Below are 21,468 nucleotides of genomic sequence, written 5' to 3'. Positions count from 1 at the left end.
CGATGAAGCCGAAACAGACGAGGACGTCACCAAATGAGTACACGAGACACCCGAGCTCCCGAGGGGTTCACCCCCACGGGGACCATCGCCACCACCGCCGACCGGCGGCGCGTCGTCTTCGCGACCGTCGTGGGCACCACGGTCGAGTGGTACGACTTCTTCATCTACGCGACGGCGGTGGGACTGGTCTTCGGCCAGCTCTTCTTCGCCCCCGCCGGTGAGGAGTTCGGCCAGATCCTGGCCTTCCTGACAGTGGGCATCAGCTTCCTGTTCCGTCCGCTGGGCGCCTTCCTCGCGGGGCACTTCGGCGACAAGTACGGTCGCAAGGTCGTGCTGATGCTGACACTCATCCTCATGGGCATCGCGACCGCACTGATCGGCCTGCTGCCCACCTATGAGGCGATCGGCGCATGGGCGCCGGCGCTGCTGATCCTCCTGCGCATCCTGCAGGGCATCTCGGCGGGCGGCGAGTGGGGCGGCGCGGTGCTGATGGCCGTCGAGCATGCCCCCAAGGCCAAGCGCGGGCTGTTCGGCGCCTCCCCGCAGATCGGAGTGCCGCTCGGCCTGCTGCTGGCCTCGGGCGTCATGGCGCTGATGGCCCTGATCGCTCCCGGTGACGCGTTCCTCGCGTGGGGCTGGCGCGTGCCGTTCCTGCTCTCGGTCGTGCTCATCGTGATCGGCTACTACGTCCGCCGGCGCGTCGAGGAGAGCCCCGTCTTCACCGAGCTCGCCGAGCGCAAGGAAGTCACCCGGATGCCGATCGTGCAGCTGTTCCGCAAGCACGCCCTGCTCGTCCTGATCGCCGCCCTCGTCTTCGCCGGCAACAACGCGGTCGGCTACATGACGACCGGCGGCTACATCCAGAACTACTCCACGAACCCCGACGGACCGATCGGACTCGAGCGCGGCCCGGTGCTCTGGGCCGTCGCCGGCTCGGCCGTGGTCTGGCTCCTGTCGACGTTCTTCGCCGGCTGGCTCTCGGACCGCATCGGCCGCCGCACGACGTACATCATCGGCTGGATCATGCAGCTCGTCGGCGTCTTCACCCTGTTCCCGCTGGTCAACACCGGCGAGCTCGGGATGCTGTTCCTCGGCCTCGCGATCCTGACGATCGGCCTCGGCTTCACCTACGGGCCGCAGGCGGCGCTGTACTCCGAACTGTTCCCGGCATCGATCCGCTTCTCGGGCGTCTCGATCTCGTACGCGATCGGCGCGATCATCGGCGGCGCGTTCGCACCCACGATCGCCGCGGCGCTCGTGGCGGCAACCGGTTCGACCTGGTCGGTGGCGTACTACCTCGCGGGCATGACGCTCGTGGGTCTCGTCGCGACGCTGCTGCTGCGGGACCGCTCGCGCATCCCGCTCGGACCCGACCACGAGGCCGAGCAGTCGGTCAGCCCGATCTACGGCATGGCGAAGGCCTGACGCGCAGCCTGATCACCTCGAAAGGGCGGTTCCGGATGCCGGGACCGCCCTTTCGGCGTGTGCCTCGGCGGGCGCCTACGCTACGAGTTCACCCGGATGATCTCGTGCTGATAGGGAGCGATCACCGCGCCCGAGATGCGGCAGTCGAGGAGGAAGAAGGGCCGGGATGCCGCATCCTCCGCAGCCCATGACTGAAGGCGATCCAGATCGGCGAGGGTCCGCACGATGACGCCCTCGGCACCGACAGACCGGGCGAGTCCCGCGAAGTCGACCTCGGGGATCAGCATCGGCTCCTGCGCCACCCCCTTGAGGCCGTAGAGGTTGACCTCGGCGCCGTAGGCGCCGTCGTTCCAGACGACAGCCATGCCCCGTCCACCGGCCACCCGGACCGCCGATTCGAGGTCGGCGAGGGCCATCAGGCCGCCGCCGTCGCCGGTCGTGAGGACGACCGTGGACTCGGGCTTGGCCAGGACGGCCCCGGGTACCGACGGGAACCCCAGGCCGATGGACTGGTAGGCGGTGCCGACCATCATCATGCGATCGGGCGACGCCACCGGCCAGTACATGTTCGCCCAGCCGATGAAGTGCCCGCCGTCCGAGACGACGACGCGGTCCTCCGGCAGGAGCTCGCCGATGCGCGCAGCGACGCTGCGCGGATCCAGCCTGCCGTCAGCTGCGACCTCATCGCCGGCGTCGTACGCTCGCAGCGGTGCGAGCTCGACCCGCTCGCGCCATCCGGACGGCGTCGCGTCGAGGCGGCGAAGCTCGTCGACGAGCGTCTGCGCGACGACGGTCGCGTCGGCGCGGAGATATCCGCCGACGTGCGGGTGGGTCGCGGCTGGCGCGACATCGACCTGCACGACCCGTGTCCCGGGCGCGAACAGCTCGCCGAACCGCATGGTGAACGGGTTGAGCGAGGCCCCGAACACCACCGCGACGTCGGCCTGGCGCACGAGCGCCATGGCGCCCTCGGCGCCGAACCCTCCTGTGACCCCCAGGTCGAACTCGGCCCGAGGGAAGACCCCGCGGCCGAGCGCGGTCGAGGCGGTCACCGCGCCGGTCGCGTCGGCCAGCGCGCCGAGCGCCGCACCCGCTCCCGAAACCCACGCGCCGCGCCCGGCGAGGAGGAACGGCCGCTCCGCTGACGCGAGAGCACGGGCGAGGTCGGCGACGGCGGCAGCGGCGAAGGGACCGGTCGGGGAGAGCGGCGCCGGCAGCACCGGAGCGGGCGCTTCGGGCACGGGACCCGCCTCACGGGTGGCGACGTCGTACGGGATCGCGAGCACCGCGGGCAGGCGGTAGGTCAGCGCGTGCTCGATGGCGATGACGGTCGTGGCAGCGGCATCCGCTCGTCCGACCGTGTAGGTCCGAGCTCCCACGGCCGAGGCGAGGGCGATCTGGTCGACGTCCCACGGACGCGGACCCGAGGTCGGCTCGTCTCCCACGACGAGCACGAGCGGCACGTGGGCCTGCACCGCCTCGGCGAGGGCCGTCAGCGTGTTCGTGAAGCCCGCCCCGTAGGTCGCGGTCGCCGCCGCGAGACCGCCGCCCGCCCGATAGTGAGCGTCGGCCGCGACGACGGCCCCCGCCTCGTGACGGACGGCGGTGTAGGTGGCGGCGGTGTCGCGCACGAGCGCGTCGAGGAACCAGGCGTTTCCGTTGCCCATCACCCCGAACACGTGATCGATGTGGTGGGCGAGGGTGACGGCGACGTGCGCGGACACGGTGGGCATGGGGACTCCCGGAGAGACAGGAACGGAGGATGAGGCCGTATGTGTCTCGCGCGCCCGGGTCTGACCGGATCGGCTGCGTGCCCATTTTTCGAGCACCGGCGGGTTCGCTCCCACCGGACACGTCGAGTATAGGGACCTGCGGCTGTGGGAGGATCGCCGAATGAGGACGATCCAGCTGCGCCGGTACACGCTCGTCGACGGAGAGTACGACGCCTTCCTCGCCTGGTGGGATGAGTGGATGCCGACCGTCCGTCCGGCCACGGGCTTCGCGATCGAGTATGCCTACGGGCTTCGCGACACGAACGAGTTCGTGTGGGCTGTGAGCGCCGAGGGTGACCGTGAGGCGTTCCTCGCCTTGGAGCAGGCCTACATGGCCTCACCGGAGCGAGCGGGGGCCTTCGAAGGGGTGCCTCAGCGGGTGGCCGCGTACGACATCGGCTTCGTCGACGACGTGCGGGGCGCGTCGCGCTGACCTGCCTGCCTCGACGCCCGGGCGTGATGACCTGCCCTGGCGCCCGCCGCCCCTGGCGCTGAGCGACCTGATCAGCCCCCGATCGCCGACCGGATCGCCGAGGCCACGCGCGTGAGCCGGGCGGCGATGTCGTCATCCGGGTGCGGGTCCGAGAGATAGACGACCGCGATCGCCGCACGCTCGCCCTTCGGGAGCATGAGCGGCACGGCGATCGACCGCAGGCCCGGGATCACCTCGTCGTGGCTGGTCGCCCATCCGCGCTCGCGCGCCCGTCGCACCTCATCGCGGTGTCCCTGGTCGAGATCAGCCGGCCACGCCGCCTCGGCGACCAGTGAGAGGATCGCCTTGCCCGGCGCTCCGATCGTGACGGGATGCCGGGTGCCGGGCCGCTGCGCGACCGAGGCGACGCCGTGGCGGGGCTCGACGCTCGCCAGCGTCACGCACTCGTCGCGGTCGAGGATCGACAGGAAGCAGGTCATTCCCAGTTCGTTCGCCGCGGCGGTGAGCTCGGGGAGCGCTTCGGCCTGCAGGTCGTGGGCGACACCGGCGGCGAGAGCCGCCATGCGTGCGCCGAGGGTGAGCCGTCCGCTGCCGTCGCGCACCACCAGCCCGTGCTCCTCGAGGGTCCGCACGAGCCGGTACGCGACCGAGCGGTGCACGCCGAGACGGTTCGCAACCTCGTCGATCGACAGCGCCTCGCGGGCGTCGGCGAGGATCTCGAGGATCCGGATGCCGCGACTCAGCGTCTGAGACGCGGGGGCGGTGTCGGGCACGGAGGGTCCTTCCGAGTGCGTGAAGCCTTGTGCCGAGCATCCGCTTCGTATACGATCTGTTCAATAGTAGAACGATGCGTTCGAATATAGAACGCATGGCCGACGCACGCAAGACCCTCGACGCCGACGTCCGAGGAAGGGATCGACGAAGATGCAGTTCCACCACCACGGGTACGTGTCGGGAGAACCTCGGGTTCAAGACGCGGCGGGGACGGGCATCGACCGGCCCGCCGACCTGCCCGACGAGATGGACGTGCTCATCGTCGGCTCCGGCCCCGCCGGCATGCTGCTGGCCGCGCAGCTCTCGCAGTTCCCCGACATCACGACGCGCATCATCGAGCGGCGGGACGGCCGCCTCGTGCTCGGCCAGGCGGACGGCATCCAGCCCCGCAGCGTCGAGACGTTCCAGGCGTTCGGGTTCGCCGAGCGGATCGTCGCCGAGGCCTACAACATCGCGTACATGAACTTCTGGGGTCCMGACCCCGAGAACCCGGGCGAGATCCACCGCATCACCCGCACCGACGACTACGCCCTGAAGATCAGCGAGTTCCCGCACCTCATTGTCAACCAGGCGCGCGTGCTCGACTATTTCGCCGAGGCCGCCGCCCACGGACCGGGCCGGATCGTCCCGGACTACGGCATCGAGTTCCTGGGGCTCACCATGCACCCCGAAGGGCAGCATCCCGTCGAAGTCCGGCTCCGGTACACGGCAGGCGAGCGCGCCGGTGAGGAGCGCACCGTGCGGGTGACCTATGTGGTGGGCTGCGACGGCGCGCGCAGCGGCGTGCGCGAAGCCATCGGCCGGGTGCACGTGGGCGGCATCTCGGCCCACGCCTGGGGTGTCATGGACGTGCTCGTCAACACCGACTTCCCCGACTGGCGGACGAAGTGCGCCATCAACGCCGAGGCGGGCAACATCCTGCACATCCCGCGCGAGGGCGGCTACCTCAGCCGCATGTACATCGACCTCGGAGCGGTGTCGGACGACGACGACCATCGCGTGCGCCAGACCCCCGTCGAAGACATCATCCGCAAGGCCAACGAGATCCTGCACCCCTACTCGATCGACGTGAAGCAGGTCGCATGGCACAGCGTCTACGAGGTGGGCCACCGCATCACCGACAAGTTCGACGACGTCGACCCGGGTAGCGACGACGCGCCGCACGTCTTCCTCACCGGCGACGCGTGCCACACGCACAGCGCCAAGGCCGGCCAGGGGATGAACGTCTCGATGCAGGACGGCTTCAACCTGGGCTGGAAGCTCGGGCATGTGCTCACGGGCCTCGCCCCGGAGTCGCTGCTGTCGACCTACTCCGCCGAGCGTCAGCCCGTCGCGCAGCAGCTCATCGACTTCGACAAGGAGTGGTCGTCGCTGATGGCCCGCAAGCCCGAGGAGATCGCTGACCCCGAGGACCTCGCCAACTACTACCTCGCCACGGCCGAATTCCCCTCCGGCTTCATGACCCAGTACGGCCCTTCGGCGATCACGGCCGACCCCGTGGATCCGGAGCTCGCCCCCGGCTTCCCCCTGGGCAAGCGGTTCCAGTCGGTCGAGGTGGTCCGCGTGTGCGACGGCAACGTCGTGCACCTCGGGCATCATGCGAAGGCCGACGGGCGGTGGCGCATCTATGCGTTCGCCGATGAGCCGGGAGCCGGCGAGCCCTCGCTGCTGGGTGCGTGGGCAGACTGGCTCGCGTCAGACGAGTCGCCGATCGCGCGGTTCACGCCGGAAGGCGCCGACGTCGATTCCGTGTTCGACGTCAAGGTGATCTACCAGCAGCGCTTCGAGAAGGTCGACATCTCCCAGGTGCCGCCGGTGTTCCTGCCCGAGACGGGGCCCCTCGGTCTTCGGGACTGGGAGAAGGTCTATTCGGGCGCACCGAGCACCTGGAGCACCGCCGACATCTTCGAGGAGCGGGAGCTGTCCCGCAGCGGCGTGGTCGTCGTCGTGCGACCCGATCAGTACGTCGCCGCGGTGCTTCCGCTGTCGGCGACTGCCGCGCTGGCCGACTTCTTCGCGGGTGCTCTCATCGAACAGCACCCCGTTTCCGCAGCGACGGTGTGATGTTGTCCATGGGGGCGGCTCCGCGGACCACGCTGTACACGGCGTCTAGCGGATGTTGATCCCTGTGGCGGGCAGAATTGGCCCCGAAACCAAGAACGAAGGGATGCGGCGGGAGCAGCATCCGGAACCGACGAGGGAGTCCTGGCGTGAGTGAGAACCGTGAGACCGCACTGCTGGCCAAGGTGCCGGACGGCCTCTACATCGGGGGCGAGTGGCTCGCCGCCGATGGGGGCAAGACGCTCAAGGTGTACGACCCTGCGACCGGCACCGTGATCAAGGAGATCGCGGATGCCTCGCCCGGCGACGGCGCGGCGGCCATGGATGCCGCAGCGGACGCGTTCCCCTCGTGGTCTCAGACGCCCGCGCGGGAGCGGGGCGAAATCCTCCGCCGCGCCTTCGACCTCCTGCAGGAGCGCAAGGAGGAGTTCGCGCTCCTCATGACGCTGGAGATGGGCAAGACGCTGGCCGAAGCTCGGGGCGAAGTGGGATACGGCGGTGAGTTCCTGCGGTGGTTCAGCGAGGAGGCCCCGCGCATCCAGGGCCGCTACGGAGCGAACCCCGAGGGCACCGGCCGGATCGTCGTGACGCAGCACCCGGTGGGGCCGTGCTTCCTGATCACGCCGTGGAACTTCCCGCTGGCGATGGCGACGCGCAAGATCGCCCCCGCTCTGGCGGCCGGCTGCACTGTCGTGATCAAGCCGGCCGAGCTCACTCCGCTCACCACCCTGTACTTCGTGAAGCTGCTGGAAGACGCGGGGCTCCCGGCCGGCGTGGTGAACGTCTTCACGACCTCGACCTCCGGTGGGGTCTCCGAGCCGATCATCCGCGACCCGCGGCTGCGGAAGCTCTCGTTCACGGGGTCGACGCCTGTGGGCGTGAAGCTGCTCGAGCAGGCTGCCAGCGGCATCCTGCGCACCTCGATGGAGCTTGGCGGCAATGCGCCGTTCATCGTCTTCGACGACGCCGATCTCGACAAGGCGGTGGAGGGCGCGATGCTCGCCAAGTTCCGCAACATCGGGCAGGCGTGCACCGCCGCGAACCGGTTCATCGTGCACCGCTCGGTCGCCGACGAGTTCGCCCGCCGTGTCACCGAGAAGGTGCAGGGCTTCACGATGGGGCGCGGCACCGAGGAGGGCGTCTCGATCGGCCCGCTCATCGATCACCGTGCCGTGGAGAAGGCGTCCGCTCTGGTCGAGGATGCCGTCTCGCGCGGCGCGACCGTCACGATCGGCGGCAGTGCCGTGGACGGTCCGGGGACCTTCTACGAGCCGACGGTCATCACCGACGTGCGGCCGGGGAGCGACATCCTGCGTGAGGAGATCTTCGGGCCGGTGCTCGCCATCGTCCCGTTCGATGACGAAGACGAAGCCGTGCGGATCGCCAACGACACCGAGTACGGCCTGGTGTCGTACGTGTACACCGAGAACCTCGGCCGCGGCCAGCGCATGATCGAGCGACTCGAGACCGGGATGATGGGCCTCAACGTCGGCGTCGTCTCCAACGCCGCCGCCCCGTTCGGGGGCTGGAAGTCGTCGGGCCTCGGCCGCGAGGGCGGCGCCGAGGGCATCCACGAGTACTTGCAGACGAAGTACACGCTGACGCCCAACCCGTTCTGATCGCGCTGCGCGGCCGCTCCTGGGCGTTCCGTTCGCGCGGGTAGCGGAGGAGATGTCCCGCAACGGAGGACGATACGCGGGTTCACGTCCTGCGATCTCCCACATCTCCTCCGAAAGGCACCAGTTCCCCGCGGGCGCGAGCGGCGGGGCTGGGCCAGGATGGGCCCATGGTTCCCACGCCTCCTCCCGGCGCGGCCGGCGCCTCAGCGGGAGACTCCGGGCGCGCGGCGGATGTCGCGTCCGTCCGTGCGGCACGGCTGCGGTCGCATCGGCTGAGCGCGCCGGCCGCCACCGTCGCCCAGGCGGCCGAGCACATGCTCGCGACGCAGGCTCAGGAGTTCTGGGGCGGGCGATTCGCGATCGCCGCGCGCACGCGAGGCGTCGTCACCGTGCGGGACGTGGACGCTGCATTCGACAGCGGCGAGATCCTCCGGTCGTGGACCATGCGGGGAACCATCCACATCATCCCCGCGCGGGAACTGGCCTGGGTCCTGTCCATCACGGGGGAGCGGCAGTTCCGCAAAGCGGCGCTCGTCCATCGCCGTGAGGGGATCGATGCCGGCGAGCTCGCGCGTGCGGAGGCTCTTGCCCGCGGCGCACTGCGCGGCGGCAACGGCCTCGCCCGCAAGGAGATGTTCGCCGTCTGGGAGGGCGGGGGCGTCTCGACCCAGGGTCAGCGCGGCTACCACCTGCTGTTCGCGCTGTCGGTGCGCGGCATCCTGTGCCAGGGCGGAGTGGTCCCGCGTGCGAGTGGCCCCACCCGGGAGCAGTACTTCGTGCTGCTGGAGGAGTGGGCCCCTGATCAGGTCATGCCCGCCGACCCCCTCGCGGAGTACTTCTTCCGGTACATCGCCTCGCACGGCCCTGCCGGAGCCCGCGACTTCGCGTGGTGGAGCGGGCTGCCGCTGGGTGTCTCACGCGCGGCGGCGGACGCGGCATCCGACCGCCTGCAGGTCGTCTACGACCAGCCCGAGCCGCAGTACATCAGCGCCGGCCCCGCGCCCCGTCGCGCGGCCACGGCGCCCGCCGTCCTGGCCCTGCCGCCGTTCGAGGAGTACTACCTCTCGTACGTCGATCGCACCGTGCCGTGCGCGCCGGAGTTCCTCGCGGCGATCGGCCCGAGCATGAACGGGATCGTGCGGCCCATCCTCGTCGCCAACGGCGAGGTCGTCGGCGTGTGGACGCACTCCCTCGCGGTCGGCCGTCACACGGACGACCCGACCCCGGAGCTGTTCTCGCCAGGTGCGCGCGTCAGCAAGCCGGGGGTTTGGGGTGGAGCCCCATTGGGTGCGGCGACGGATGCCGAGATCGGCGCAGCGCTCGACCGCTACAAGCGGTTCATCACGGCCTGAGCCGCCGTCTCTCACCGAGGCAGGGGATTCCGCCGAGGCAGAGCAGCGAGACGCCATGCCTCGACGAAGCACCATGCCTCGCGCGATGCGGGCCGGAGCCCGGCTCAGGCGTGCCGGTCGAGGAACGCGTAGACCTCGTTGTCATCGACACCAGGGAACGCGCCGCGGGGGAGCGGCGAGAACATCTGCATGTGCACGCGTGCGCTCGGCCAGGCCTTGCCCTGCCAGCGGTTCGCCACCTCGGTGGCTGGCCGCCGGCAGCACGATTCGTCCGGGCAGCGTGACACGGCCCGCTTCTGCGTCTCGCGCCCGCGGAACCACCGGGCGTCGTCGAACGGCACGCCGACCGTGATGGAGAACTCGCCCGCCGACGTCGTGCCCGTCTGCGTCGAGCACCAGAAGGTTCCGCTGGGGGTGTCGGTGTACTGGTAGTGCTCGGTGGTGCGGTTCTGCTCCTCGAACGCCGATCGAGCGAGGAACTTGCGGCAGACGATCTGACCCTCGACCGAGCCGGTGACATCCATCGGGACGGGCAGATCGTCGTTCTCGTACACGCGAGAGATCGCGCCCGACCCGTCGACACGAAGGAAGTGCAGCGGGATGCCGGTGTGCACGGTCAGGAGGTTGGTCATGCGCATGCCCGCCGCCTCGTGGGTCACGCCGAACGCGTCGCGGAAGTCTTCGACGGCGAGGTTGCGGTCCTTCTTCGCCTGCTGCAGGAACGCGGCTGACGCGCCCTCGGGCATGAGGCAGCATGCGGCGTAGTAGTTGATCTCGAGCCGCTGCTGCAGGAAGTCGGCGTAATCGGTGGGCGCCTTGTGGCCGAGCAGGCGGTGCGCCATCGCCTGCAGCGCCATCGACCGCAGACCGTGTCCACCGGGGATCGAGGCGGGCGGCAGGTAGATGCGGCCGTTCTCGAGGTCGGTCACCGAGCGCGCCGAGTGCGGCAGGTCGTTGACGTAGATGAGCTCGAAGCCGAGCTGGTCGGCCATGATGCTCACCGTCCGATGCGTGAGCGCCCCCGAGATGTGCCCCGCGGCCTTGAGCTGCTTCTCGGCGAGCTTCTCGATGTCGGGGAGATAGTTGCTGTGTGCGCGCATGCGAAGGCGCAGATCGGTGTTCGCGCGGCGGGCCTCTTCTGGGGTGGCGATCGCCTCGCGCTCCCGTCGCTGAAGCTCGCGGTGCAGGCCCAGGATCGACTCGAGCGTCTCGTCGCCCATCCCTTTGGTCACCTTGACCGGAGCGATGCCGAGCTGTCGAAAGACCGAGCTCGACTGAGCGCGCTCCAGCTCGATCTCGAGGGCCGCGCGTCGGTTGGGCGGTTCCGCTGAGAGCAGCTCGGTGACATCCACTCCCGTCACGTTCGCGATCGCCTGCAGGAGCGACAGTTTCGGCTCGCGCTTACCGTTCTCGATCAGGCTCAGCTGACTGCCCGCGACGCCGACCTTCTCGCCGAGCTCATCGAGAGTGAAGCCGTGCGAGACGCGCTGATGCCGGATGCGGTGACCGAGCGTCGAGAGCTCGAGAGGCGTCGGGGTCATTACTTGAGAATAGCGAAAGATCGTGCGTTCTTATGATGGCGGATGCCTGAAATCGTGGCCGGATCGTCGCAAAGTGGTATCAGAACCCACGCGAAACCGCAGTTCGAGGAGGAACATCGAATGGCACTTGCCGAAATCTTCACTCGCCCCACCCCGCAATCCACTGCCCCCATCGGTCCGGCGACTCAGAAGACCGGCGCGCGCCCCGAGATCGCCGGTCCCGGCATGGCCGCGCTCGCGGCATGGGTGGACGAGATCGCCGCACTGACCGAGCCGGCCGCCGTCCACTGGGTGGACGGCTCGCGCGGCGAGAACGAGGCACTTCTGCGCCAGATGGTCGACGAGGGCAAGCTGATCAAGCTCAACCCGGAGTGGCGCCCGGGCTCCTACCTCGCCCGTTCGCACCCCAGCGACGTCGCCCGCACCGAGGGGCGCACCTTCATCGCCTCCGAGAACGAGGAAGACGCCGGACCGACCAACAACTGGGCCCCGCCGTCCGAGATCCGCGCCACGATCACGCCCTTGTTCCAGGGCAGCATGCGCGGCCGCACGATGTACGTCGTGCCCTTCTCGATGGGGCCGGTGGGCGGGCCCCTCTCGCACATCGGCGTGCAGGTCACCGACAGCGCCTATGCCGTCACCTCGATCGGGATCATGACGCGCGTCGGCGCGCACGTCCTGCGCGAGATCGCGGCGGGCGCGCACTGGGTGAAGACGGTGCACTCCGTGGGGGCGCCCCTCGCCCCCGGCGAGAAGGATGTCGCCTGGCCCTGCAACGACGAGAAGTACATCGTCCACTTCCCCGACACGCTCGAAGTGTGGTCGTTCGGCTCGGGCTACGGCGGAAATGCGATCCTCGCGAAGAAGTGCTTCGCCCTGCGCATCGCCTCCGTCATCGGCCGCGACGAGGGGTGGCTCGCCGAGCACATGCTCCTCATCCGGGTGATCGACCCGGCCGGACGGGCGTACCACGTCGCGGCGGCGTTCCCCTCGGCGTGCGGCAAGACGAACCTCGCGATGCTGCGCCCCACCATCCCGGGATGGCGCGTCGAGACGCTGGGCGACGACATCGCGTGGCTGCGCCCCGGCGACGACGGGCGCCTCTGGGCCATCAACCCCGAGGCCGGGTTCTTCGGCGTGGCGCCCGGCACGGGCGAGTCGACCAACGTGACGGCCGTCGAGACGCTGTGGGGCAACACGATCTTCACCAACGTCGCGCTGCGCCCCGACGGGGACGTCTGGTGGGAGGGCCTCACCGACGAGGCGCCGGCCGAGCTCATCGACTGGGAGGGCAATCGCTGGACCCCCGACATGGACCGTCCGGCCGCCCACCCCAACTCGCGCTTCACGGTGAGCGCGGGGCAGTGCCCGCAGATCGCCGACGACTGGGATGCGCCCCAGGGGGTGCCGCTCGACGCGATCCTGTTCGGCGGGCGCCGCGCCACGAATGTGCCGCTCGTGGTGGAGGCGACCGACTGGACGCACGGCGTGTTCATGGGCTCCAACATCTCCTCCGAGCGCACGGCGGCCGCGGAGGGCACAGTCGGTGAACTGCGCCGCGACCCCTTCGCCATGCTGCCCTTCTGCGGCTACAACATGGCCGACTACTTCGGCCACTGGCTGAAGGTCGGTCAGAAGCTGCGCTTCGACCGCGCCCCCCGCATCTTCCAGGTCAACTGGTTCCGCAAGGGCACGGACGGCCGGTTCCTGTGGCCCGGCTTCGGCGACAACTCGCGGGTCGTCGACTGGATCATCCGCCGCATCGAGGGCGCGGTGCCCGCGGTCGCGAGCCCCATCGGCCGGCTTCCCCGCACCGAGGACCTGAACCTCGACGGACTCGATGTCTCGCAGAACGACCTCGACGAGCTGTTCGCCGTCGATGCGGTCTCGTGGCAGCGCGAGGCCGACCTCACCGAGGAGTTCTACGCGACCTTCGCCGGCCGCGTCCCCGCGGCGCTGCAGGCCGAACTCGCCGCTCTCCGCTACCGGCTGAAGGCCGCGCAGCAGTCCTGACGACGATGAGCGGATGCCTCGCCCCGCCCTGAAGCGGCGGGTCGAGGCGTCCGCTTCTCCGTGCGCCGGATCAGCCTCGGCCGGTCTTCTGCTGCAGCCGTTCGATGTGCTCGGATGCCTCGGCCTTGGTGATGTCGGCGGGGACCGTCTCGCCGGCCTCGCGGGCGAGCGTGTCGAGGTAGCTGCGCTGCGCGGCCGTGATCGGCTCGTCGCCCGTGACCCACTCGGACGGATCCTTCGCGGCGGGATTGCCCGTCGGCTCGGTCGCACCGAGCACGTCGCCCACCGCCGGGTCCTGTCCGGGGTCCTCCTGGCTGTTCTGCTTTTCGGTCATGCCTCCGACCGTAGGCCGGGAAGGGGCGGACCGGGCCGGGGTTGACAGAGAGAAGCAGCTGTCGCCTGCATCGCGCGACGGTCTCCGCCACTGCTAGCGTCCGACCATGGGACTCGTACGGTTCTCGCCCCCGGCAGGCATCGACGATACGGGCGGCGACTCCCGGTTCCTGGATCAGTGGCACGAACTGGTCAGCGGACTCGTCGCCGACACCACCGCCATCGCAGGACGTGGGCAGTACGTGAACCCGGCCCGGCGACAGGTGTCTCGCGACCGGCCGAGGGCGATCACGTGGACGGGGCTCTCGCGTCCGCTCCTGATGGAGCACCGGGATGACCGGCGGGCGGCCTATGTGGCCGCGGAGGACCGCGCGGTGCAGATCGAGTACCTCGAGTGGCACGTCGAGCGGATCGACGGGAAGATCTCGGCTGTCGTCTTCACGACCGAGACGCCGGAGTACTGGCGGCTGCTTGCGGCGCTGCACCCCGACGCCGTGCTCGACCTGTACCGCCGTCTCGTCTCGCCCGACGTGAAGCGCGAGGACCTCTTCGGGGACGACGGCGAATACGACCCGGCGAACAGCTGGAACACCACGGGCGGGGCTGTCCACTTCGTCATGCCGATCAACTCGCTGCGCGACCTCCTCGGGGTCTCGCAGGAGGTCGAGCCCTCACAGCACGCCGACGACGGCTACGACGCCCTCCCGTACTCGCGGGCCACGGGAGCGGATGCGCGGATCAACTTCGACCTCTGGGCGCTGTCGCGGCAGGGGCTCAGCATCGCCGCCGATGATCCGCCGGGGCTCTACATGATCGGCTGGGACGACTCGGGGTGGACCACGCCGGCCGGTCTTCCGGTCGGCCACTACTGGAGGATCGTCCGAGGGTGGCGCGGCGCGGCGCTCCGGGTCGAGTACCGGGTGCCTGAGAGCGAGGGATTCCTCGTCGGCGACATCTCGATCGGGGGACGGCCCATCGAGTTCGGCAGCCAGATCGCGGAGCACATCACGATGTCGGCGCACGTCATCACAGGAGCAGCGGCGTGAACGATCGGGCCTCCGCGGCGCTCGCGAACCTCGGCGGAGTGGGGGTGGAGCGGCTCTCAGGCATCACGCTGCCGCAGCCGGCGCCTGTCGAGCACGCATCATCCGGGCTGCTCGGCGAAGGCGAGCCTTCGGCGGAGAACGGGGTGGATGCCTCGGCAGAGCCGCTCTTCGACGCCGCGGCGACCGGCGACATCCAGGGGAACGTCATCCCGGGGTTCAACAAAGACCATCAGCGCTTCCTCTTCTTCACGGCGAGCGATGCGCCGCGGGCGCGCGAGTGGCTCCGCTGGCTCGCTCCTCGGCTCGCGAGCATGGCCGAGGTCCTCGACTTCCGCAGGGAGTTCCGGCGCGAGCGCCTCGAGTCGGGTGACGCGAAGCCGACCAACACGGCGACCTGGACGGCCTTCGCGCTGTCGCGGTCCGGTGTGGAGAAGCTCCTCGGAGGCGAGGCACTGCAGGAGATGGGCGATCAGGCATTCCGGCAGGGGATGGCCGCGCGGTCGACCTACCTCGGCGACCCCGCCGATCCCCGGACTCCTGGCCATCGCGACGGCTGGCGCGTGGGCGGGACGGCGACGGATGCCGACTTCCTCGTGATCGTCGCGTCGGACAGGCTCGATGAGCTCGAGGCAGCGGCATCCGAGATCGTCGGCGAAGCCTCGCGGCGGGGAGTCGCACTCGCCTTCGACCAGCTGGGCGAGAACCTCCCCGGGAACCTCTCCGGACACGAGCATTTCGGGTTCAAGGACGGTATCTCGCAGCCCGGGGTGCGAGGCATGACCGCGGACGGCGAGTACGTGAGCCCCCGCTACATCGATCCGCGCAACCCGCACTCGAGGATCTTCGGGAAGCCCGGGCAGCCTCTCGTCTGGCCGGGGCAGTTCGTCGTGGGCTGGCCGCGACAGAGTCCCGCCGACCCGCTCGTTCCCGACGCCGGAGCCGGCGCCTTCCCGGACTGGGCCCGCAACGGGTCGTACCTCGTCTTCCGGCGTCTGACGCAGGATGTGCCGGCGTTCTGGGACTTCGCCGCGCAGGCTGCCCAGGCGCACGGGACCGATCCCGTGCACTTCGCGGCCATGATGGTCGGCCGCTGGCCCAGCGGCGCCCCGATCTCGAGGACCCCCGACGCCGACGACCTGGCGCTCGCCGGCGACGAGTTCGCCCACAATCACTTCCAGTTCGACGACGACACCGGGGGATGGATGCCGAGCCCCGAACTCACTCAGGCGGGCTATGGCGGCGACCTCCACGCGCGGGCGCGCAGCGACATGTTCGGCCAGGCCTGTCCCGTCGCCGGGCACATCCGCAAGGTCAACCCGCGCGACAGTGCCACGGACTTCGGGGCGCCGGCCGACACGTTCCTGCGGCTGATGCTGCGTCGCGGCATCCCTTTCGGGCCGCCGCTCGCCGGCGTGTCCGACCCTTCGGCCGAGCTCGTGGCGACAGAGCGCGGTCTGCTGTTCGCCGCCTACATGACCTCGATCGAGGATCAGTTCGAGTTCGTCATCCGGCGCTGGGCGAACTCAGCGCTCCAGCCTCAGGCCGGCGGCCACGACCCGATCATCGGCCAGTCCGACGTGCACGGCGATCGCAGGCGGCACATCGACGTGTCCTCGCCGACGGGCCAGGCTCGCACCGTCGAGATCGATCGCGCGTTCGTGACGGCGACCGGCGGAGGCTACTTCTTCGCCCCCGGCATCTCGGCGGTGCGCGAGGTGCTCGGCACGCCGTAGCAGCCAGCCCGCCAGCCACGGTTCCGCTTGGCGAACCGATACATGGTGCGCGGGCCGATACGGCATGGACCGCCCGCGATGTATCGGCTCGTCCGGGACGTAGCGGCTCGCCACGAGGCCGGTTGAGTCAGACCAGCAGCTGGTGCCTCGCCAGGTCGCGATAGAGGGGGGTCGTCTCGACCAGCTCGGAGTGCGTCCCCTGGCCGACGACCTGACCGTGATCCATCACGACGATGTGATCGCTGTCGACGACGGTCGAGAGGCGGTGCGCGATGACGACCAGCGTGCGGCCGGTCGCGACCGCGTCGATGGCGTCGCRCATGCGCTGCTCGTTGAGACCGTCGAGCGACGAGGTCGATTCGTCGAGCAGCAGGATCGGGGGAGCGGCGAGCAGTGCGCGGGCGATCGCCAGGCGCTGACGCTCGCCGCCGGACAGCATCACCCCGCTCTCGCCCACGGGCGCCTCGATGCCCAGTGGGCTGCGCTCGAGCACTTCCCCGAGGTTGACCGCGCGCAGCACGCGCTCGCACTCGTCGTCGGATGCCGCCGGCGACGCCAGGCGGAGGTTCTCGGCGATGGTGCCGGCGAGGGTCGGGGCATCCTGCTCGACGTAGCCGAGCTGGGCCCGGAGGGCGATCCGGTCCAGAGTCCGGACATCGGCACCGTCGAGCAGAACCGCGCCTTCGGTCGGGTCGTAGAACCGCTCGATGAGTGCGAGCGTCGTGCTCTTGCCGGCCCCGGACGGGCCCACGAGTGCGACGCGCGCGCCCCGGGGGACCGAGAACGAGACCCCTCGCAGCACTTCACCGTCGAGCCGCGGCGTCGGGGTGGCAGGGTCCTCCCTTGCGAAGTCCTCGGCCACCACCCGGTCGACATGCGCGTTCTCGAGCACGGCGATCGCCTCGGACTCCGCCTTGCGGCGAGCGGCCACGACGGCTTCGGGGTAGCGGAAATGGACCCCCCGGAACTCGATCGCCGGCTGCGGGTGGCGCGTGGCGCCCGCAGCGAGGATCTCTTCCCGAGCGAGGAGGGAGGTGGCAGCATCCGTCCTCGTTTCGGCATCCATCCTCGCCTCGGTATCCGCCACCCCCTGAGCGCGCTCCCGAACCGAGACCGCGATCGCGGCATCGTCCTGCGTCTCGGTGGGCAGGTCGAGGACCTCTTGAATGCGCCCCAACGCGCCGAGCGCCTGGTTGACCGAGGTGATCGCGCCGAAGAACGAGCCGAGCGGCGCGATGAGCAGGAACAGGAACATGACGAAGGTCACGAGCGCTGCGACGGTGATGGCACCGGCGGCGACCCGCAGGCCACCGACTCCCAGGACCACGAGCAGCGACACCTGGAGTGCGATCCCCGCGATCGGCACGACGAGGGCCGACACCTTCGCGATCCGCACACCCTGGTCGTAGGCGTCTTCGGCGAGGCTCGCGATGGCTGCCTCTTCGCGGTCGCTCGCCCCGGCCGCGCGCACGGTGCGAATCGATCCGACCGCCCGCTCCACTCCCGAGGCGAGCTCGCCGACGCGCTCCTGCTGGTCGCGGGTGGCGGTGCGGATGCGGCCGCTCAGCAGCGTCACGACGGCGATCGACACGCCGATCACCAGCACGATGAGTCCGAGCAGCACCGGGTCGATGACCGCCATCGCGATCAGCGCGCCCACGAAGACGATCGAGTTGCCGATCGCATCGGCGAGGCCCTGCGTGAGGACGGCGTACAGGAGCGTCGTGTCGGTGCCGACGCGAGAGACGAGGTCGCCGGTTCGGCGCGCGTCGAACTCGCGGATGGGCAGGTGCAGGATCCGGCCGATCAGCCTGCGTCGCGACGAGTACACGACGGCGGTGCCGGTGCGCTGCAGGAGGAAGTGCTGGAAGCCCGACGTGATCGACGCGGCGATCACCAGCACCACGATTCCCCAGACGAGCATGCCGAGCGGCTCGCCGGCCTGGACGCGTCCGATCAGGACTCCGACCAGCAGAGGCTGCAGGAGCGTCGCGGCGGCGCCGATCACGCTCAGGATCGCGACGACGATGAGCACCCGCTTGTGCTCGAGCAGGAACGGCACGAGCTGCTTCAGGCTCGCGCGGGGGCCGTCTTCGGCTGAACGGCTGCCTCGTCGTGAACGCGCGGGGCGGGTGGTCGTGGACATGCGGATTCTCCGTCGTTGTTGCTGGGAGAGGAGGGCGATCGCCCTACCTTCGACCGTACTTCTTGTGAACGGCTTGCCTGCTCACTCCGAGGGCGTCGGCGATCGCGACCCACGAATACGCCTGCGCCCGCGCCCGCCGCACCTGCTCGGCTTCCGCACGAGCGAGCTCGGCGTGGAGGGCCCGCAGCCGTCGCAGCTCGGCCAGCGGCTCGCCGCCCTGGGCTGACGCGATTGCGGTGCGGATGTTGTCGCTCACGGTTGTCAACCTTAGTTGACACTCCGAATGCTGTCAACTCAGGTTGACGGCCGCGTGAATTCGGGAGGACTTGTGCCGTTCGGGAGGATCCGCGGACAGCATCCGTCCTCCGGAAGGGCACAATGCCTCCCGAAGGGCGCAAGCCCTTTGCGAGGATCGGTGGCCGGCATCCRTCCTCCGGAAGGGCACGAGACCTCCGGAGTCCCCTCCGGACTCCCGAGGCGACGTCGCACCCCGGCGCTAGGGTTGTCCAGTGCCTGCCCCCGTGATCGATGCGAAGAACCTCGTGAAGGCCTACAAGGTCAAGGGCAAGCCCGACTTCCTGGCGGTCGACGGGCTCTCGTTCGAGGTCGCGCCGGGCGAGTCCTTCGGCCTGCTCGGCCCCAACGGTGCCGGCAAATCGACCACCATGAAGATGATCGGCGCCGTCTCGACGCGCACTCAGGGCGACCTCACGATCCTCGGCCTCGACCCCGACCAGTACGGGCCCGAGATCCGCTCGCGCCTCGGGGTCGTCCCTCAGCAGGACAACCTCGACGGCGAGCTGAACGCGCGCGAGAACCTCTACATCTACGGCCGGTACTTCGGCCTGCCCCCGAAGGTCTGCCACGAGAAGGCCGACGAGCTGCTCGCCTTCGCCGCCCTCGAAGACAAGGCCAAGAGCAGGGTCGACCAGCTCTCGGGCGGCATGAAGCGACGGCTGACGATCGCCCGCGGCCTCATCAACGACCCCCGCATCCTCCTGCTCGACGAGCCGACGACCGGGCTCGACCCGCAGGCCCGGCACGTGCTGTGGGACCGCCTGTTCCGGTTGAAGGAGCGCGGGACCACCCTGGTGCTCACGACGCACTACATGGACGAGGCCGAGCAGCTCTGCGATCGGCTGATCGTGGTCGACAAGGGCCGGATCATGGCCGAAGGCACCCCTGCCTCCCTCATTCGCGAGCATTCGAGTCGCGAAGTGCTCGAGGTCCGCTTCGGCTCCGACCGCAACGAGGGGGTCGCCGCCGAGCTGACCGGCATCGGCGACCGCATCGAAGTGCTGCCCGACCGCATCCTCATCTACACCGACGACGGCGAGAAGGTGCTCGAGCACATCACCCACTCGGGCCACGAGCCGCTCACCTCCCTGGTGCGGCGCTCGAGCCTCGAAGACGTCTTCCTCCGGCTCACCGGAAGGTCGCTGATCGAATGAGCGACGCGCACGACCAGCCCGACGACGGATCCGGGATGCCGGTCCCGGCGTCGACGGGGGGAGCGGCATCCGCCACCGTGGTCCACCCGTCGCTCGACGAACTGCGTGCCGAGGCGATGGAATGGGGCCGCAAGCCTCGCGCTCTCGGCACCTGGTATGTCACCGAGCACATGGTGCGCGCGATGCGCGCCTACGGCTGGACGATCATCGTCGGCGCCGTGGGCCAGCCGGTCCTGTATCTGCTCGGTCTCGCGGTCGGTCTCGCGGCGCTCATCGAGGCGCCCGTCGACGATCGCGGCATGGAGGTGCCGTACCTCGTCTTCGTCGCGCCGGCTCTGCTCATGACGGCCGCGATCTCGGTGGCGTCCGAGGAGTTCACCTATCCGGTGATGGCCGGCTTCAAGTGGCGGCGCTACTTCTACGGGTTCAACTCGTCGGCGCTCTCGTCGAACCAGATCGCTGCCGGTGTGGTGGTCGGCGCGGCGGCGCGCATGCTGCTGACGGTCGGCCTCTACTACCTGTTCATCTGGTTCTTCTTCGCCTGGCTCCAGCCTGACGCGACGTCCCCCGAGACGGCATGGCTCATGATTCCGATCGGCGTGCTCGCCGGGCTCTCCTTCGGGATTCCGCTCATGGCATATGCCGCGTCACTCGAGGACGACCGGGGTCAGTTCGCGCTCGTGCAGCGCTTCATCTTCATGCCGATGTTCCTGTTCTCGGGCACCTTCTACCCGCTCGCCAACCTTCCGCTCTGGCTGCAGTGGATCGGCTGGATCTCGCCGCTCTGGCATGCATCCGAGCTCGGGCGGATCGTCACCTACGGCAGCTGGGCCGATGAGCCCATCGCCTGGGTGCATCTCGCCTACCTGCTCGTCCTCGCGATCGCCGGCTTCATCATGGGCCGTCGGGTGTTCACCAAGAGGCTCGCGAAATGACCGCGGTGACGACGACGGTTGCCTCGCCCCGGCGCGGCGGCGTACGGGCGCTGTGGGCCGGCAACCCCGGCGCGGTGGTGCAGCGGGGTCTGGTCGCCGCCCGATCGTCGAGCTGGGTCGTCGTGCTCTCGGGCTTCTTCGAGCCGGTCTTCTACCTGGCGTCGATGGGCTTGGGCCTCGGCTCGCTGATCGGCGACGTCGAGACGTCCGGCGGCGTCGAGGTGTCGTATGCCGCGTTCATCGCGCCGGCGCTGCTCGCCGTCTCGGCGATGAACGGCGCCATGTACGACTCCACCTGGAACGTCTTCTTCAAGCTCAACTACGGCAAACTCTACGAGGGCATGCTGGCGACCTCGCTCGGACCGCTGGATGTCGCGCTCGGCGAGATCCTCTACGCGCTGCTGCGCGGTCTGCTCTATGCCACGGGCTTCATGATCGTCATGCAGCTGCTCGGCCTCAACCTGGCGCCCACCGCGATCCTCGCGATCCCCGCCGTCCTGCTCATCGCGTTCGGCTTCGCGGCCCTCGGCATGGCCGTGACGAGCTACATGAAGACCTTCCAGCAGATGGACTGGATCAACTTCGTCCTGCTGCCGATGTTCCTGTTCTCCGCGACCCTGTACCCCATCACGGTCTACCCGGAGTGGATTCAGAAGGTGGTGATGGCATTCCCGCTGTGGCACGGCGTCGAGCTCGTCCGCGGCCTCACGACCGGGGTTCTCTCGCCCGACATGCTGTGGCACGTCCTGTACTACCTGGTGATGATCGCCGTGGGCCTGGTGTTCACGACCAAGCGGCTGCGGGCGCTCTTCCTCGACTGACGTGGCAGCCTGC

Annotated in this window: 17 protein-coding genes; 11 read left to right on the top strand and 6 right to left on the bottom strand. The window is 69.6% G+C overall.

The window, feature by feature from the left end; all coding sequences use genetic code 11:
• Positions 1 to 33: 33 nt before the first annotated feature.
• Positions 34 to 1,425, top strand: a complete 1,392-nt coding sequence (locus tag AC1DP3_RS12750; RefSeq protein ID WP_477293813.1) for an MFS transporter — start codon at positions 34 to 36, stop codon at positions 1,423 to 1,425.
• Between the two features lie 80 nt (positions 1,426 to 1,505).
• Here the strand turns inward: AC1DP3_RS12750 and AC1DP3_RS12745 are convergent, their stop codons facing one another.
• Positions 1,506 to 3,158, bottom strand: a complete 1,653-nt coding sequence (locus AC1DP3_RS12745; protein ID WP_477293811.1) for a thiamine pyrophosphate-binding protein — start codon at positions 3,156 to 3,158, stop codon at positions 1,506 to 1,508.
• A 160-nt stretch (positions 3,159 to 3,318) separates the two neighbouring features.
• Here AC1DP3_RS12745 and AC1DP3_RS12740 point away from each other — a divergent pair, with 160 nt between their 5' ends.
• Positions 3,319 to 3,630 carry a hypothetical protein gene (locus tag AC1DP3_RS12740; protein WP_477293809.1) on the top strand — a complete coding sequence of 104 codons (312 nt, stop codon included), beginning with the start codon at positions 3,319 to 3,321 and terminating at the stop codon, positions 3,628 to 3,630.
• A 71-nt stretch (positions 3,631 to 3,701) separates the two neighbouring features.
• On the opposite strand, the gene AC1DP3_RS12735 is transcribed toward AC1DP3_RS12740, so the two are convergent.
• Entirely contained in the window at positions 3,702 to 4,403 is a 702-nt protein-coding gene (locus AC1DP3_RS12735) for an IclR family transcriptional regulator (RefSeq protein WP_477293807.1), read from the bottom strand.
• A 151-nt stretch (positions 4,404 to 4,554) separates the two neighbouring features.
• Between AC1DP3_RS12735 and AC1DP3_RS12730 the strand changes: the two genes are divergently transcribed.
• From AC1DP3_RS12730 to AC1DP3_RS12720, 3 genes are all read left to right on the top strand, one after another.
• A complete protein-coding gene (locus AC1DP3_RS12730; RefSeq protein ID WP_477293805.1) occupies positions 4,555 to 6,468 on the top strand; it encodes an FAD-dependent monooxygenase in 1,914 nt (637 codons plus the stop codon).
• Positions 6,469 to 6,614: 146 nt separating this feature from the next.
• Positions 6,615 to 8,084 (top strand): NAD-dependent succinate-semialdehyde dehydrogenase, encoded by a 1,470-nt coding sequence (locus tag AC1DP3_RS12725; protein ID WP_477293803.1) that lies wholly within the window; start codon positions 6,615 to 6,617, stop codon positions 8,082 to 8,084.
• Between the two features lie 167 nt (positions 8,085 to 8,251).
• Entirely contained in the window at positions 8,252 to 9,436 is a 1,185-nt protein-coding gene (locus tag AC1DP3_RS12720) for a winged helix DNA-binding domain-containing protein (protein WP_477293801.1), read from the top strand.
• A gap of 104 nt (positions 9,437 to 9,540) precedes the next feature.
• Here the strand turns inward: AC1DP3_RS12720 and AC1DP3_RS12715 are convergent, their stop codons facing one another.
• Positions 9,541 to 10,977, bottom strand: coding sequence for a helix-turn-helix domain-containing protein (locus tag AC1DP3_RS12715; RefSeq protein ID WP_477293799.1), 1,437 nt, complete (start codon positions 10,975 to 10,977; stop codon positions 9,541 to 9,543).
• Positions 10,978 to 11,097: 120 nt separating this feature from the next.
• Here AC1DP3_RS12715 and AC1DP3_RS12710 point away from each other — a divergent pair, with 120 nt between their 5' ends.
• The gene (locus AC1DP3_RS12710; RefSeq protein WP_477293797.1) at positions 11,098 to 12,990 is read left to right on the top strand and encodes a phosphoenolpyruvate carboxykinase (GTP); all 1,893 of its coding nucleotides are present in this window, start codon (positions 11,098 to 11,100) and stop codon (positions 12,988 to 12,990) included.
• Between the two features lie 70 nt (positions 12,991 to 13,060).
• Here the strand turns inward: AC1DP3_RS12710 and AC1DP3_RS12705 are convergent, their stop codons facing one another.
• Positions 13,061 to 13,324 (bottom strand): DUF3072 domain-containing protein, encoded by a 264-nt coding sequence (locus tag AC1DP3_RS12705; RefSeq protein ID WP_477293795.1) that lies wholly within the window; start codon positions 13,322 to 13,324, stop codon positions 13,061 to 13,063.
• 106 nt (positions 13,325 to 13,430) lie between these two features.
• On the opposite strand from AC1DP3_RS12705, the gene AC1DP3_RS12700 reads away from it, so the two are divergent.
• Positions 13,431 to 14,369 carry a hypothetical protein gene (locus AC1DP3_RS12700; protein WP_477293793.1) on the top strand — a complete coding sequence of 313 codons (939 nt, stop codon included), beginning with the start codon at positions 13,431 to 13,433 and terminating at the stop codon, positions 14,367 to 14,369.
• Positions 14,366 to 16,102, top strand: coding sequence for a Dyp-type peroxidase (locus tag AC1DP3_RS12695; protein ID WP_477293791.1), 1,737 nt, complete (start codon positions 14,366 to 14,368; stop codon positions 16,100 to 16,102). Before AC1DP3_RS12700 ends, AC1DP3_RS12695 begins: the two co-directional genes overlap by 4 nt.
• A 127-nt stretch (positions 16,103 to 16,229) precedes the next feature.
• On the opposite strand, the gene AC1DP3_RS12690 is transcribed toward AC1DP3_RS12695, so the two are convergent.
• Positions 16,230 to 18,248: an ABC transporter ATP-binding protein gene (locus tag AC1DP3_RS12690; protein ID WP_477293789.1), complete on the bottom strand. Its 2,019-nt coding sequence runs from the start codon at positions 18,246 to 18,248 to the stop codon at positions 16,230 to 16,232.
• 43 nt (positions 18,249 to 18,291) lie between these two features.
• Positions 18,292 to 18,504 (bottom strand): AsnC family protein, encoded by a 213-nt coding sequence (locus AC1DP3_RS12685; protein WP_477293787.1) that lies wholly within the window; start codon positions 18,502 to 18,504, stop codon positions 18,292 to 18,294.
• Between the two features lie 253 nt (positions 18,505 to 18,757).
• Here AC1DP3_RS12685 and AC1DP3_RS12680 point away from each other — a divergent pair, with 253 nt between their 5' ends.
• The 3 genes from AC1DP3_RS12680 to AC1DP3_RS12670 are packed head-to-tail and all read left to right on the top strand — an operon-like array spanning position 18,758 to position 21,455.
• On the top strand, positions 18,758 to 19,699 hold the full coding sequence (locus tag AC1DP3_RS12680) for an ABC transporter ATP-binding protein (RefSeq protein ID WP_477293785.1): 942 nt from the start codon (positions 18,758 to 18,760) through the stop codon (positions 19,697 to 19,699).
• A 35-nt stretch (positions 19,700 to 19,734) separates the two neighbouring features.
• Positions 19,735 to 20,634, top strand: coding sequence for an ABC transporter permease (locus AC1DP3_RS12675; RefSeq protein WP_477293972.1), 900 nt, complete (start codon positions 19,735 to 19,737; stop codon positions 20,632 to 20,634).
• Positions 20,631 to 21,455, top strand: a complete 825-nt coding sequence (locus AC1DP3_RS12670; protein ID WP_477293783.1) for an ABC transporter permease — start codon at positions 20,631 to 20,633, stop codon at positions 21,453 to 21,455. The genes AC1DP3_RS12675 and AC1DP3_RS12670 overlap by 4 nt, the downstream gene beginning before the upstream one ends.
• The last annotated feature ends 13 nt before the right edge of the window (positions 21,456 to 21,468 follow it).

This window comes from Microbacterium sp. P5_B6, assembly GCF_056400345.1.
This window is presented reverse-complemented; position numbering and strand designations above follow the sequence as displayed.